9 protein-coding genes and 1 riboswitch are annotated in these 13,739 nt (G+C 74.7%); of the genes, 5 read left to right on the plus strand and 4 right to left on the minus strand.

Annotated elements, in window-relative coordinates:
* Window positions 1–95 precede the first annotated feature (95 nt).
* The 4 genes from J7F03_RS05485 to J7F03_RS05500 all read left to right on the plus strand — a co-directional run bounded on the left by J7F03_RS05485 (window position 96) and on the right by J7F03_RS05500 (window position 8,436).
* Entirely contained in the window at window positions 96–1,331 is a 1,236-nt protein-coding gene (locus J7F03_RS05485; RefSeq protein ID WP_214947508.1) for a hypothetical protein, read from the plus strand.
* On the plus strand, window positions 1,328–3,454 hold the full coding sequence (locus tag J7F03_RS05490; RefSeq protein ID WP_214947509.1) for a caspase family protein: 2,127 nt from the start codon (window positions 1,328–1,330) through the stop codon (window positions 3,452–3,454). Before J7F03_RS05485 ends, J7F03_RS05490 begins: the two co-directional genes overlap by 4 nt.
* A gap of 135 nt (window positions 3,455–3,589) precedes the next feature.
* Window positions 3,590–4,708 (plus strand): MoxR family ATPase, encoded by a 1,119-nt coding sequence (locus J7F03_RS05495; protein WP_214947510.1) that lies wholly within the window; start codon window positions 3,590–3,592, stop codon window positions 4,706–4,708.
* Window positions 4,705–8,436 carry a pentapeptide repeat-containing protein gene (locus J7F03_RS05500; protein WP_214947511.1) on the plus strand — a complete coding sequence of 1,244 codons (3,732 nt, stop codon included), beginning with the start codon at window positions 4,705–4,707 and terminating at the stop codon, window positions 8,434–8,436. Before J7F03_RS05495 ends, J7F03_RS05500 begins: the two co-directional genes overlap by 4 nt.
* 96 nt (window positions 8,437–8,532) lie before the next feature.
* Here J7F03_RS05500 and J7F03_RS05505 read toward each other — a convergent pair whose 3' ends face one another.
* The 3 genes from J7F03_RS05505 to J7F03_RS05515 are packed head-to-tail and all read right to left on the minus strand — an operon-like array spanning window position 8,533 to window position 10,860.
* Window positions 8,533–9,360, minus strand: a complete 828-nt coding sequence (locus J7F03_RS05505; protein WP_214947512.1) for a hypothetical protein — start codon at window positions 9,358–9,360, stop codon at window positions 8,533–8,535.
* A complete protein-coding gene (locus J7F03_RS05510; RefSeq protein WP_214947513.1) occupies window positions 9,360–10,628 on the minus strand; it encodes a VWA domain-containing protein in 1,269 nt (422 codons plus the stop codon). The genes J7F03_RS05505 and J7F03_RS05510 overlap by 1 nt, the downstream gene beginning before the upstream one ends.
* Window positions 10,629–10,686: 58 nt before the next feature.
* Window positions 10,687–10,860 carry a hypothetical protein gene (locus J7F03_RS05515; protein WP_214947514.1) on the minus strand — a complete coding sequence of 58 codons (174 nt, stop codon included), beginning with the start codon at window positions 10,858–10,860 and terminating at the stop codon, window positions 10,687–10,689.
* An 11-nt stretch (window positions 10,861–10,871) separates the two neighbouring features.
* Between J7F03_RS05515 and J7F03_RS05520 the strand changes: the two genes are divergently transcribed.
* Window positions 10,872–11,816, plus strand: coding sequence for a LysR family transcriptional regulator (locus tag J7F03_RS05520; protein ID WP_214947515.1), 945 nt, complete (start codon window positions 10,872–10,874; stop codon window positions 11,814–11,816).
* A gap of 352 nt (window positions 11,817–12,168) precedes the next feature.
* On the opposite strand, the gene J7F03_RS05525 is transcribed toward J7F03_RS05520, so the two are convergent.
* Window positions 12,169–13,284, minus strand: coding sequence for a TDT family transporter (locus J7F03_RS05525; RefSeq protein ID WP_214947516.1), 1,116 nt, complete (start codon window positions 13,282–13,284; stop codon window positions 12,169–12,171).
* 196 nt (window positions 13,285–13,480) lie between these two features.
* Window positions 13,481–13,627, plus strand: a riboswitch (cobalamin riboswitch).
* Window positions 13,628–13,739 lie beyond the last annotated feature (112 nt).

The raw sequence follows: 13,739 nt of genomic DNA on the forward strand, positions 1-13,739 counted from the left end.
TACGCACACGTGAACTCGCCGTTCCACGGGCCGCGTTCGCCGGGCGGCGCTATCGTGCCGAGCGGGGGACGACTGTGCGAGGGGGCGGAGCCGCGATGCGATTTCTGTTTGTGCACGGCACGGGGGTGCGGCGCGAGCGGCACGACACCCTCTTCGGGCTGGTCCGGGAGCGGCTGACCGCCCGGTTCCCCGACGGGGCCGTCGACTCCTGCTTCTGGGGGGAGCGGTTCGGAGCCACCCTCGGCGCCGACGGCCGGTCCGTGCCCGGACTGCGCGCCCCCGACGGAGCCCCCGGCCCGGGGGACGCCGAGACCGCCGAGTGGGCGCTGCTGATCGCCGACCCGCTGTGCGAGGTGCGGGTGCTGGCCGAGGCTGGCTGGGACACGGGAACCGGCGCGGACGACGACGCCTTCGCCATGCCGGGCGTCCGCTCCGCCGGGGCCGGCGTGCTGGAACTGCTGGCCGGCGTCCGCGGGGTGCCCGACGGCGGGGAACAGGCCGCGCTGCTGCTCGGCACCGGCCTCGCCGCCGGATTCCCGGCGGCCCTGGAGACCGTGGCCCGCTCGGCCGAGGCCGCCCGCGCCGGCGCCCGCGCCACCGGACAGCCGCAGGCCCGCGAGCTGGCGACCGCCCTCGCCCGCGCGGTGACCGCCGCCGCGCTCGCCTCGGCCGGAGCCGAGGCCGACTGCACCGGCGCCGAACGCGACCGCCTCGTCGAGCTGCTCACCACCCGCCTCGGCGGCGACGCCCGGGTCCCCGGTGCCCGCGCGGCCGCGGTCCTCGGCCGCCTCGCGATGCGCGTCACCACGCAGCCGCTGCTCAACGCCTGGCGCGGCTCCCTCACCGTCGGCGCCACCCCCGCCCTCGGCGACATCCTGCGCTACCAGGCCCGGGGCGCGGGCCTGCGCGCCTTCCTGCACGACCGGATCACCGCCGAGCCGGGACCGACCGTGCTCATCGGACACAGCCTCGGCGGCATCGCCCTGGTGGACCTCCTCGCGCTCGCGGCCGCCCGCGGCGAGCCCGTTCCCGGGGCCGCGCTGCTCGTCACCGTCGGATCGCAGGCGCCCTTCCTCCACGAACTCGGGGCGCTGGCGGGGATCGCGCCCGCCGCGTCGCTCCCGTACGCCTTCCCGCGCTGGCTCAACGTCTACGACCGCCATGACGTGCTCTCGTACCTCGCCGAGCCCGTCTTCCCCGGCGACCCCCGCGTCAGAGACCACGAGATCGGCAGCGGCCAGCCGTTCCCGGCCTGTCACAGCGCCTACTGGAAACAGGACTCCCTCTACGCGCGCATCGAACAGGCGGTGGACGAAGCGGAGATCGGGTGATTCCCCCCGGCTACCTGCCCCCGACCCTGGGGCCGCGGCGCACCTTCGCGCTCGTCGCCGGGGTCGAGAGCTATGCCGTCAGCCACCACTGGAACCTGCGCGGACCGGCCCGCGACGCCTTACGGTTCGCCCGCTGGCTGACCGGGCCGGGGCAGGTGCCGCCGGGCCACGTAAGGCTGTTGCTCTCCCCGCTCGACGACCCGGACGCCCTCGACTGGTCGGCCTCGGCGGAGCTGGAAGCCCTGCGGGGCACCTACCGGCCGGCCACCGAGGAGAACGTGAAATCGGCGCTACTCGACGAACTCCCCGAGTGCGACGGCGACTTGTTGTGGATCTTCTGGGCCGGGCACGGCTACACCGAACCGCGGCGCGGCGAGCTGATGCTGCCCTGCGCCGACGCCCGCCCCGGCCAGATCCGCCACCTCAACCTCGACTCCGCGCTGCGCTGGTGGCGCACCGACCTCGTCAAGCACCGCCGGTTCCCGCTCCAGGCGGCCCTGGTGGACGCCTGCCGCGTCGACGCGCCGCGCGACGCCCGGTGGAACTTCGGCACCAGCGACTACGGGGGCGGCGTCACCGTCCCCGGGCGGCGGCAGTTCCGGCTGTACGCCTCCCGCGAGGGCGAGGCCGCGCAGAACGACGCCGAGCGCGGCGCGGGCCGCTTCACCGAGGCGCTCCTCGGCGAACTCGGCGAGCGCTCCGTGCGGGAGGGCGTCGCCGGCCTCGCCGACACCGCCCGCTCCATCCACCGCACCTTCGGTGAACTGCGCGAGCGCGGCGAGGGCTGGCAGCTCCCGCAGTTCGTCGTGGACCGGGACTGGGACGCCTGCTCCTTCCTCGACGAGGACCAGCCCGGGGTGACGCAGCCGCGCGCGGCCCGCCTCGACCAGGCCGCCTGGGACGGGCTCGGCCGGCTCTTCGAAGGCCGTGACCTGCCCCGATGCGCCTACGAGGCGTACGCGTGGGCGTTCCGGGCGACCGGCTGCGCGGCCCCGCTCCAGGGCGGCCTGCCGGGCGACACCCTGCTGGCGGTGGCCTGTGACCTCGACGAACGCCACGGCGGCCCGGACGGGATGCCGCTCGCGGTGCCCTTCGTACGGTTCCTCGGCGAACGGGCCGGCGCGGGCGACGAGCGGTGGGCGGACCGGCTCCGCGACTGGGTGAGCACCACCCTCGAACGCCTCGCCCTGCCCGTGCTCCCGCCCCCGCCCCCACCGCCGCGCAGAACGGCCCTGCACGTGCGGTTGGAGCCGCCGCCGGGCGGGGAGGGCGGATTCCTGGCCCGGATGTGGCTGCGGCGGGACGCGCCCGAACGCGTCCGGGAGCAGGAGGGCGGGCCCGTCCGGCGGGAGGCGTCCGAGCACATCTGGGAGTCGGAGGGCGAACCCGTGCGGCTGGACGCGATCCGGGACGAACTCGTACGCCAACTGGGCGGTGTGGGCCGTGCGTCGGGCGGGCACGCCGAGGCAGGGCGGCCGTCCGACGCGGTGGAGCGGATCGAGTTCCACGTGCCTTACGAACTGCTGGACCTGGACTTCGACCAGTGGCCGGTCCCGCGCGGCCCCGGCGGGCGGACCCGGGCCCTCGGGCTGGTCTACCAGGTGGTGGTGCGCTGCCCGCAGGAACGCGAGGACACCGGCGCGGAGTGGCGGGGCAAATGGCGCTGGCTGTGGGCCCAGGGCGGCCGGCACGCCGACGCGGTCCGGGTGATCGCCGACGCGGAGGTCCACGACGGGCTCGGCATGGAGCTGGGGGCGGCGCCGGCGCCGGCGTGCGTCCTGGCGCACACGCGGAGCGGGGCGCGGACGGAGGCGGCGGTGGAAGCGGTACTGGAGGGCGGCGTCCCGGTGGCGGTCTGGCGCCGCCCGGCCCCGGCGGCCGCCGCGGCGGACCCCCACGACCTGCTGGCCCTGCTCGCGCCCGCCGGCGACGACGGGCGTCCCGACCCCGGCGCACTCGACGTGCTCGCACTGCCCGCGCGCGTACGGGAGGTGCGCCGGGCGGCCGCCGTCGCGGCGGCGGGCGCCCCCGGAGGCAAGCGACAACAGTCCTCAGGGGCAGACCGGTTGGTCCTCTTGTGGGACGATCCCGACGACACGCTCACCTTCCGGTCCCTGGCCTGAACCCGCGCCCCCGACTCCACCCCCGACTCCGCCCCGACCCCGATGCCCGTCCCCGGGCGACACCGACGCCGGCGTCGACACCGACTCCGACACCCCCAGCGACAGCAGCAGTGATACGAGAGGGAGGCACAGGCAGTGGCGAAGGACTGGTGGCTGTACCACGGGACCGGAGAGGCCGCCGAGCGCCGGGCCAGGCTGGAGGCCGGACCGCCACCGCCCTGGCGCGATTTCACCGGCGTACCCGACCCGGGGTACACGCCCCCCGGCTGCGGGGGACCGGCATGGGAGCGCACCTGGCGGCGCGGCGAAGGCTACGCACCCGACGAACCCGAGAAGGATGTGGTCAACACCGCCCTGCACCTGCGCAGGCCGCTCCTCATCACCGGCAAACCGGGCGTCGGCAAGTCCACGCTCGCCTACAGCATCGCCTCCGACCTGGACCTGGGCCCCGTACTGCACTGGCCGGTCACCAGCCGCACCGTCCTGCGCGACGGGCTGTACCTCTACGACGCGATCGGCCGGCTCCAGGAGGCCGGGCTGGAACAGCTGCGCACGCCCGGCGCCGCCCAAGGCGTCACGGCAGCCGCGGGAGCCCCGCGAGCCGCGGGCGTCAAGGGGGCCGAGGCGGGCCCGGCGGCGGCCCCGGACCCCGTCGCCGGCGGCCCGTCCATCGCCCGCTACCTGCGCCTCGGCCCGCTCGGCACGGCCCTGCTGCCCCAGGACCGGCCGCGGGTCCTGCTCGTGGACGAGATCGACAAGAGCGACATCGACCTCCCCGGCGACCTGCTCACCGTCTTCGAGGACGGCGGCTTCGTGATCCCCGAACTCGCGCGGCTCGCGAAGGAGGACCCGACCGTCGCCATCGGCACCGACGACGACCCGGACGCCGCCGTCCGGATCACCCAAGGCCGCGTGCAGTGCCGGTACTTCCCCATCGTCGTCCTCACCAGCAACGGCGAACGCGACTTCCCGCCGGCCTTCCTGCGCCGCTGCGTCCGGCTCCACCTCGAACCGCCGAAGATCGACAAGCTCGCCCGCATCGTGCGCGGCCGGCTCGGCGTGGACATCGAGCACAACAGCGAGTACCGCGAGCTCGCCCAGAGTTTCCTCGACCGGGCCGAGGACGGTGACCTGGCCACCGACCAGCTCCTCAACGCCATCCAACTCCGTCTGGCCGGAGCCTGGTCGGCCCCCGACGAACGCGAACGCTTCATCGCCACCGTCATGCACCACCTCACCGGGCCCTCCGCGTGATCGAGAGGCTCCTCGCCGCCTTCGCCGAAGGCGGCGAGGACGGCGGCCCCCGCCCCGGCGTCGGGGCGGAGGAGATCGCCGACATCCTGTGGCTGGCCACGCGCGTGGACGCGGCGGACCGCCCGCAGGCCGCCGGGCCGACGCCGACGGATCCGGAGCCGCCGCCCGCCACCGAACGACCCGCTCCCGCAGCGGAGTTACCCGCCGACCTCCGGGCGGACGAGGAAGCCGCCGCCCAGTTCTTTCCCGCGGCCCGGCCCGGACCCGCCGTTCCCCGCGACCCCGCCGGGCAGGCCGCGGGAGCCGTCCCGGCGGCCGCGGCGGCCCGCCGGGGCACCGCGCTGCGCCTGCCGCGCGCTCCGTCCCTCGACGACCCGCTCGCCCTGATGCGCGCCCTGCGCCCCGTGGGCCGCCGCAACATCGGCGGCCCGGGCGAGGAGCTGGACGAACAGCTCACCGTGGAGCGCAGCATCGAGCGGATGGTGCTCACCCCGGTCCTGCGCCCCGCCGAGAGCCGCTGGCTGGACGTGGCCCTGGTCGTGGACGCGCACCACTCGATGCTGCTCTGGTCCGACCTGGTCGAAGAGGTGCGCGGGGTCCTCACCCGCAGCGGAGTCTTCCGCGACGTGCGGGCCTGGCGGCTCACGGGCACCGGCCCCGGCGGCACCCCCATGGTCGCGCACGGCCGCGACACCCCGCCCCGCAACCCCCTGGAGCTCGCCGACCCGGCGGGCCGCCGGCTGATCCTGGTCCTCTCCGACACGGTGGCCGGCGGCTGGCGGGAAGCCCCCCTGCGCCGAGTGCTCCGGCAGTGGTCCGCGCACAACGCCGTGGCCGTACTGAACGTCCTGCCCGAGCGGCTCTGGACGCGCGGCGCGGTCAGCCCGGTCCCCTTCGCCGTCCGCGCGGACCGCCCCGCGGCCGCCACCCGCTCCTGGCAGCGGGTACCGATGGTCCGGCGGGCCCGCGGGGGCGGGGCGGTGGTCCCGGTGGTCGGCATCGCCTCGGGGAGCCTGGCCCGGCTGATCCGCGTGGTCTCCGGGGACGGGCGCTGGCGGCGGCTGGCCTGCCTGCGGCTGGACGCCGAGCCCAAGCACGAGGCGGCGTACGAGACTCCCGAGCCTTCGGACCCCTTCCCGGACCCCCTGGACGCGATCGAGCGCTTCCGCGCGAGCGCCTCCCCGACCGCCCAGCGGCTCGCCGCCCACCTGGCCGCCGTACCGCTCACGCTGCCCGTGATGACCCTCGTACGGCGCTCCCTGTTGCGGGACTCCGAGCACAGCCACCTCGCGGAGGTGGCGCTGGGCGGCCTCTTCGCCCCCTGGGGAGCCGAACAAGCAACGGACCAGCCGGAGTTCGAGTTCCTGCCAGGGGTACGGGAGGCACTGCTCGGCTCGCAGCTGCGCGGGGACGTGGCCGCCGTACGGGAGCTGGTCCGGCGGCGCGTGTGGGAGTACATGTCCCGACACCGGGGCACCGGCCGGGACTTCACGGCGATCCGGCTCACGGACGGCGCGGAGGGGCGCCGCGAAGTGCCGGACGGCTCCATCCCGTTCGCCACGGCGGCCCGACCGGAACCAGGACTGGCCGACCGCGTGGTGCGGGTCCGCTTCGAGCCGACGCCGGAGCCGCAGTCGGTCGGCGTGCTGCTGTCCGCCCGCATGGTCCTGGCGGTCGGGGAGGGGATCGGCCGCAACGCCATCGCGTGGGTCCGGGCCGGCGGCCGCGAGCTGTCCTGCCGCTCGGTCTGGTGGGACGGGGCCACGCCCACGGTGTTCCTGCTGCTGGCCGACGAGGACCTGGTGGATCCGCGGGCCTGGCCGCCACCGCGGTGGGGCGAAGGTGCGGGCGAGGGAGCCCGGCTGCGGGTCGACGGCTTCACCGACCAGGGCGAGCCGGCCTCGCTGACCGGCGAGGCCCTGCCGTACGAGGGGGAGCGGAACGGGGAGATCGTCCGGCTCTCCTCCGAACCGCAGCCCTGGACCCACTACGTGGGCGCCCCCGTCTCCCGCGGCGGGCGGCTGGCCGGCATCGTGCACACCGTCTGGCCGGACCGGATGGTGTTCCTGTCGGGGCGGGCGCTCCTCGAACAGCCCGGATTCCGCGAGGTCTTGACGGCTCACGCGCGCGCCGGGAGCGAGATCTCCGGCATCTGTCTGGCGGTACGGACCGAAGTGGCCGTGGGGCCGATCGGCCGGTCGGTGGAGTCGGCGATGGTCGAACTCCTCATGCAGGCGGAGGGGGAGACCGGCGTGATGGGGATGTCCGCCCCGGCGCAGGACGGGGTCCTGTGCGTCACGGTTGCGGATCCGGACGCCCTCGGCAAGGCGGGGCTGCTGCTTGCCGCTCTGCCCGGAGCCCTGGCGCGGCTGCGCGCGGGCTCCGGCGAGTGGGAGGTCTCCCTGGCGGTGGCCCTGGCCAGGGGCGAGTTCACCGCCGACGGGGAAGGAGTGAGCGGACCGGCGCCGGAGGAGGCCGGACGGCTCGTCCGCCGGCAGGCGGTCGCCGCGCGGCTGGGCCGGCGGGCCGGACCGGGAGCGATCGTCCTGGTGACGGGCGAGTCGCTGCGCGACGTCGGCGGTCTCGACTCGCTCAGGGTCGAGCGGATGGACCCGGACGTCGACCTGGAGGCGGAGTCGGAGGTCGAGTCGGAGGTCGAGGCGGAGGAGCCGCCGGCAACGTCCGGCCCGGGGAAGGGGGCCGGAGGCGGCCCTGCCGGGTGGTTCTGCCTGGACACCCCCGCCGACATGGCCAGGGCCCTGATCGACGCCGGGCTGAGGGTCGAGGACCCGGCGGTCGACTGGCAGCACTGCGGGTACGGTGCCACGGCGGCGGACCCGGCCGGATGCGTCGGCATCCGGATGTGGCCCCGCGAGTACTGCCTCGCCCACCTTGCGCCGGACGAACAGGCCGCCCAGCTGAGGGAGTTCAGGCCCGGCGGGGACGTCGACCTGCGGGGCACCACCTTCGCCGACGGCCTCCTCGAACGCCTGCTGCACCATCTGCGCGACCCCTCGACGGGACACGTCCGGATGGGGGCCGCGGCCTTCGAGCGCGCGCATTTCGTCGACGAATGGAGCACGGTGGGAGCCGAGTTCGACGACCGCACGTCCTTCGACCGTGCCGTCTTCGACGAGCGGGCGGGATTCGAGTCCTCCCGCTTCAAGGGGACGGCCTCCTTCGGGCGGACCGTGTTCCGCCGCGGCGGCGCCTTCGACGGGAGCACCTTCGACCGTGACGCGCGGTTCGGCAGGGCGGACTTCGGCGGCAGCGCCGGCTTCAAGCACGCCCTGTTCGTCCAGGGATTCGACATGGCCTGGGCGGAATTGTGGGGTGAGACCCTCATGAGCGGGACGAGGGTGCGGGGGGCGGCCGACTTCGCGCACACGGTCTTCCACGGCGGGAACGAATGGGCGCTCTCCGCCTTCCTCGGGCGGGCCTCCTTCGCGCACACCGTCTGGGGGTGCCCGGTGGCCTTCGAGGGGGTCCGCTTCGGGGGCCAGGCCTCCTTCGACCACGCCACCTTCGCCGCCACCGCCCGCTTCGCGCACGTGCACTTCGAGGAGAGGACGACCTTCGAGCGGGCCGACTTCGCGGACACCGCCGACTTCGTGGAGACGTACTTCGCCCAGCCGTCCTGGCTCCCCTACGAGTGGCGGGTTCCCTTGACCCGGCCGGGTGCCGTCACCTTCGTCCTCGACCCCCTGCCGGGCGAGTCGGAACGGTGAGCTCGGGCAACGGGCGCCCCGGCCCCGGTGATCGGGGCGTGCACCGGCCGGGGCCGGGGGCCGGAAGGCCCCGCGCCCGCGGCCGGTGCCCGGCGGTCAGGTGCCCGGCGGCACCCGTCCCGGACGGCCCGCGCCCCGGGTCAGGCGGTATCCGCCGATGCCGGCGAGCGCGGCGAGCAGCCCGCCGGCCGCCGTCCAGAGCCAGCGGTCGGACCACCAGGCGCCGGACCAGCCGCCCTCCGGTTCGACACCGGCAGCGGTGCCCGCGCCGGGGACGAGCGGCGCGGCGAGCGTGTTGTCCGCCGCGTAGGCGCCGCCGACGTCCTTCGCCTCGGCCCGCAGGCGTGCCCGTACCGGCTGGCCGAGGTCCTCCTGCGCGAGGTCGGTGACCGTGAGGCGGATGTAATAGGCGCCCTTCAGCGGGTCGTTGCCCCACTGGTCGGCGCCCGAGCGGACCGGGCGCAGCGTGCAGGACAGGTCGATCGTCGCGGCGTCCTTGGCGGCCGTACCGGTCTGCGTGCCGTACATGCAGGGCTGGCGGCGGCGCAGACCGTCGTAGACGTCGAGCTGCCACGTCGAGGCGGCGTGCCGGCCGGTTGCGGCGGGCAGGGTGACGGACGCCTTGACGGTGGCGCGCTGTCCCGAGTCCAGCGGGAGCACCCAGTAGAGGTAGTCGCCGGTGGAGGCGTCGGCCGTGGCCTCCTGGCCCAGCCGGACCGGGGTGGCCGTACGGAAGGCCGTGCCGGCCTCGGTCGGCTCCTGCGCACCGCCGCTGGGGCTCGGCGACGGCGACGGCGAGGCCGCCACACCGAGCAGGCCGCCGCCCACGAGCAGCGCGGCGGTCAGCGCGCGCCGAACACCTCGTACGCCGTCTGCGCGGGGTGCGCTTCGCTCATCCCTTGCGGTCCTTCTCACGGCACTCATCAGTTGGTCCTCCAGACCGCGATACGCCAGCGGGAGACCCAGCCCCACACCAGACCGGCCAGGAAGCCGGTGAGCACCAGTACGCCGATCAGCCACCAGCCGCGCCCGAGGCCGAAGGCGGCCACGTCACTCGCGACGTCCGGGCCGTCCACCACGTCGATGGTCAGCTCGACGGGCATGCCCGGGGTGGTCTTGACGGCGGCGGGCGCCGAGAAGGAGTTGCTGACCTGCAGACACACGGTCTCCGCCGGCTCCGCGTCCTCGTCGTCCCCGCTGCCGCTCTTGGGATAGCGCAGCCCGGAGGAGATCAGGTCGGTACGCCCGTCCCCGGCCTCCTGGCCGCGTACGATCTCCCGCCCGCTCAGCGTCGTGGCGCGCAGCAGGATGCCGTAGTCGTTGTTGACGGCGCGGTCGGCCCCGATGCTCGCCGAAGCCCGCAGCTCCTGGCCGGGCTTGACGCTCACCCGGTACCAGCGGTGCTGGCCGAAGCTCTCGCGGTCGCTGTAGAGGCCCGGCTTCAACTCCGGAGCGCTTCGGCACTCCTCGGCGCCCTCGGTGGCCACCGGGTTGACTGCCGGTGTGGCCGCCCGGTCCACCAACTGACGGACCCTGCCCGAAAGTTCGGCGGTGTGCTGCACCGAGGTGTACGTGCCGCCCGTGGCCTCCGCGATGCAGATCAGCTGGCTGCGGGTCTTGGCGTCGGGGACGAGCCCGAGGGTGTCGATGACCAGGTGGATCCCCTTGGCCGCGATCTCCCGGGCCACTTCGCAGGGGTCGAGCGGGGCGCAGGTGTCCTCGCCGTCGGTGATGAGCACGATCCGCCGGGTGGCGTCGCCGCCCTTGAGGTCCTCGGCAGCCCCGAGCAGGGCCGGCCCGATCGGCGTCCACCCGGTGGGGGCGAGCGTGGCGACCGCGGTCTTGGCCTCGGTCCGGTTCAGCGGCCCGACCGGGTAGAGCTGCTTGGTGTCCTTGCAGCCCTGGTTCTTGTCGTCGCCGGGATAGCCGGCGCCGAGCGTCCGTATCCCGAGCTGCACTTCGGCGGGCACGGCGTCCAGTACCTCGTTGAACGCCTGTTTGGCGGCGGACATCCGAGACTGTCCGTCGATGTCCTGTGCGCGCATCGAGCCGCTGACGTCCAGCACCAACTCGACCTTGGGCGCTTCCTTCGCCACCGGTTCACCGGCGACGGCACCTGCCGGGAACAACCCGGCAGCCAGGGTGACAAGCAGACCGCACGCACCGGCCGCCACCCATCTTCTAGTGATCATCGCCGGATCGTATTGAGATTCCCCCCGCCCGCCAAACCGAGCGCCGCACGCGGGAGGCTCATCCGACCGTGGCGGTGACGGCGGTCACGGACAGGGCGAACGCCCGTCCGTCACGGTGCGCGACGAACGGCGGTGGTGACGTTCGCGAGGGGCGCCACACCACCGTGGCGGTCGTGCGCGGGCCCGGGAACCGCAGGGGCGGGGAGGCCGCCGCGTTGATCGATGCATCCATAGAATGGCTCTATGCCCATCTCGCCGCGCGTCCCCGACCTGCCCGCCCTCGACCTGCTGCTCAGCGTCATCGAGCTGGGCAGTCTGGGGCGGGCGGCCGAGGCGCACGGCATCAGCCAGCCCTCGGCCAGCTCCCGCATCCGCTATCTGGAGAAGCTCGTCGGCCTGCCCGTACTGGAGCGCTCCGCGCTCGGCTCGAAGCCCACGCCGGCCGGTGCGCTGATCGCGGAGTGGGCCCGTACCGTCATCGACGCGGCGCACGAGCTGGACGCCGGCATCGGAGCCCTGCGCGAACGGCGCAGCTCGCACCTGAAGGTCGCGGCCAGCCAGACGGTCGCCGAGTACCTGGTCCCCAAGTGGCTCATCGGGCTCCGCGCGCAGCATCCCGCCACCAGCGTCGCACTCGAATCGGGGAACTCCGCCGACGTCGCCCGGGCGGTCCTGGAGGGCCGCGCCGAGATCGGCTTCATCGAGAGCCCCCGCGCGCCGAAGGGGCTGGAGAGCCGCCCCGTGGCCAGGGACCGCCTGCTCGTCGTCGTGGCACCGGCGCACCCCTGGGCGCGGCGCACCGCCATCACCCTCGAGGAACTCGCCGGAGCCTCGTTGATCCAGCGGGAAGCGGGATCGGGTACCCGTACCGCCTTCGAGCGCGCGATCACGGCCCACCTTCCCGACTGGCAGCCCTCCGCCCTCCTGGAGCTCGCCTCCACCACCGCCATCAAGACCGCCGTGGCGGGCGGCGGCGGACCCGCCGTCCTCAGCTCGCTCGCCGTCGCCGACGAACTGGCCGCCGGCACCCTGCGGTCCCCGGCGGTGACCGGCCTCGACCTCGGCCGCTCGCTGCGCGCCGTCTGGCCCACCGGCAGGCGCCCGACCGGCCCGGCCAGGGACCTGTACGCACTCGCCCGCAGGCACCTCGCCGCCGAGGGGGCCCCGACCCGCGAGGGCCGGGCATGACCTCCCCGGTCATAGATCCGCTCTATGGATCCATCGATCCGTTACCGCTACCGGGCCGGAACTCCCCGCCGGAGGATGAAGTCGTAATCCTCCGATGAAGCAGGGACACCACTGGCAGATGCCCGGGGACCCCACCGGCTACCAGTTCTTCGCCGACCTCTTCTGATTCCCGGCAGCCCCGGCAGCCCCGGCAGCCCGGTAGCCCGTAGCCTCCGCATCCGCCGCTTCCCCGTCCGGCCACCGGCCCGGCCGGGGAAGCGGCACGTACGGGTCGCGCCGCACCGGACCGGGTCGCGCCGCACCGGGTCGCGCAGCACCGGGTCGCGCCGCACCGGATCGCGCACCGGACCGGCTACGACGCCGGAGCGAGGGTTCCGGCGAACAGCCCGCGCAGCGTGTGGAACCCGGCCACCAGCCAGGCCAGTACGAGGAACACGTACAGCCCGCCGGCGAGCCAGGCGCAGGCCGTCAGACCGGTGTGCCGCGCCAGCCCCTCCGCGCCGGTCACGCAGGTGCCGACGGGGAAGGTGAGGGCCCACCACGTCATGGAGAAGCCCATGCCCTGGCGCCGGGCGCGCAGGACCACCGCGCACGCCAGGGCGAACCAGAGCAGCGCGAACCCCATCGTCGGCACCCCGTAGAGCACCGCGAGCATCCTGAACCCTTCGGCGTAGGGGGCCGGGAACACCTGCGGCGCGGCATCGGCGAAGTTGTTCGCCGCCGTCGTGGACTGCCCCAGCGGGCCGAGGACCAGGAACAGCGTCGGCGTCAGGGCGAGCGGCAGCCGCGGGCCGGCCAGCAGCCGCGCGAAGACGATGGGGAGCAGGAACAACGTCGCCAGCAGGCTCAGGCCGAACATCGCGTAGCAGCCGAGCAGGAGTGCCTGCTGCCACTGGCCGGCCGGCAGGTGCGGGATCAGCAGCGGTCCCAGTGCGGCGGCGACCATCGGCGCGACCACCGGCAGGATCCACACGGGCGAGGCGCTGCCCGGCTTCAGCTCGTGGCGCGCCGCCATCAGATAGGGGATGGCGGCGGCCACGAGCAGCCCTACCGCCGTTCCGGCGGTGAACAGCACCGTGTCCACGGCGACGGCCGCGCCCACGCCGATCCAGTCCTTCCCGACCAGCATCGTGCCCCCTCCCACCGCCAGGAGCGCCATGGAGAGGCAGCCGTAGAACGGGGCCACCGCCGGGTCGAGCAGATGGGCGCGCGCCTGGTCGCCGTGGCGGGCCCAATGGGCCGTCCGGGTGAGGAGCAGGACCGCCAGCACCACCGCGGACAGCGCCCAGACCGCCGTGCACGCCGTACGCAGGCCCGGGACGTGCCAGGGGAGGGCCGCGCCGGCGTTGGCGACGATGGCGGTACCCATCACGCTCGCGTACCAGTTGGGGCCGAGATGCCGCACGCGCGAGCCCGTGGAGCCGGTTTCGAGGCGGATCGCGGAGCTGGGCGGGGCGGGTGTGGTCATGTGTCCACGGTGACCCGGCCCCGGCGCCCCGACCATTCGGCGTTCGGACGGGACGGCGAGTCATGGCGGGCCTGCGGCGACCACCGTGTCTCATTTCACCGTCCGCGATGTGGATCGGTTTACTCGTACTCAGCCGAGCGCCCTAGGCTGGCGGATGCAGCTGGTTCGCCCCCGTCCGCCAGACGGGGCGCGTCGCAAGAGGGAACCCGGTGGGAATCCGGGACTGCCCCGCAGCGGTGAGTGGGAACGAAAGCCGTCATACGCACTGGGCCCGGACGGGTCTGGGAAGCGACGGCCGGTAGGTGTCTGCCCCCGGCAGAGGTGCCCGCGAGTCCGAAGACCTGCCCGTTGCCCGTGCGCGACCGATCGCGCGCGGAAATCCCGGTGACCTCGTGGGCGGGTCGGCGACACATATCAGGCGGACGTCCCGCGCGTACCCATGTGTACGCGCTGCC

Source organism: Streptomyces sp. ISL-43 (assembly GCF_018614195.1).
In the GTDB taxonomy this organism is placed as follows: domain Bacteria; phylum Actinomycetota; class Actinomycetes; order Streptomycetales; family Streptomycetaceae; genus Streptomyces.

Bases quoted from the DNA above. Each gene is read 5' to 3' on its own strand.
- J7F03_RS05505 (WP_214947512.1), bottom strand. From the start codon at position 9,360: ATGAGTGCCGTGAGAAGGACCGCAAGGGATGAGCGAAGCGCACCCCGC.
- J7F03_RS05485 (WP_214947508.1), top strand. From the start codon at position 96: ATGCGATTTCTGTTTGTGCACGGCACGGGGGTGCGGCGCGAGCGGCAC.
- J7F03_RS05515 (WP_214947514.1), bottom strand. From the start codon at position 10,860: ATGGATGCATCGATCAACGCGGCGGCCTCCCCGCCCCTGCGGTTCCCG.
- J7F03_RS05525 (WP_214947516.1), bottom strand. From the start codon at position 13,284: ATGACCACACCCGCCCCGCCCAGCTCCGCGATCCGCCTCGAAACCGGC.
- J7F03_RS05520 (WP_214947515.1), top strand. From the start codon at position 10,872: ATGCCCATCTCGCCGCGCGTCCCCGACCTGCCCGCCCTCGACCTGCTG.
- J7F03_RS05510 (WP_214947513.1), bottom strand. From the start codon at position 10,628: ATGATCACTAGAAGATGGGTGGCGGCCGGTGCGTGCGGTCTGCTTGTC.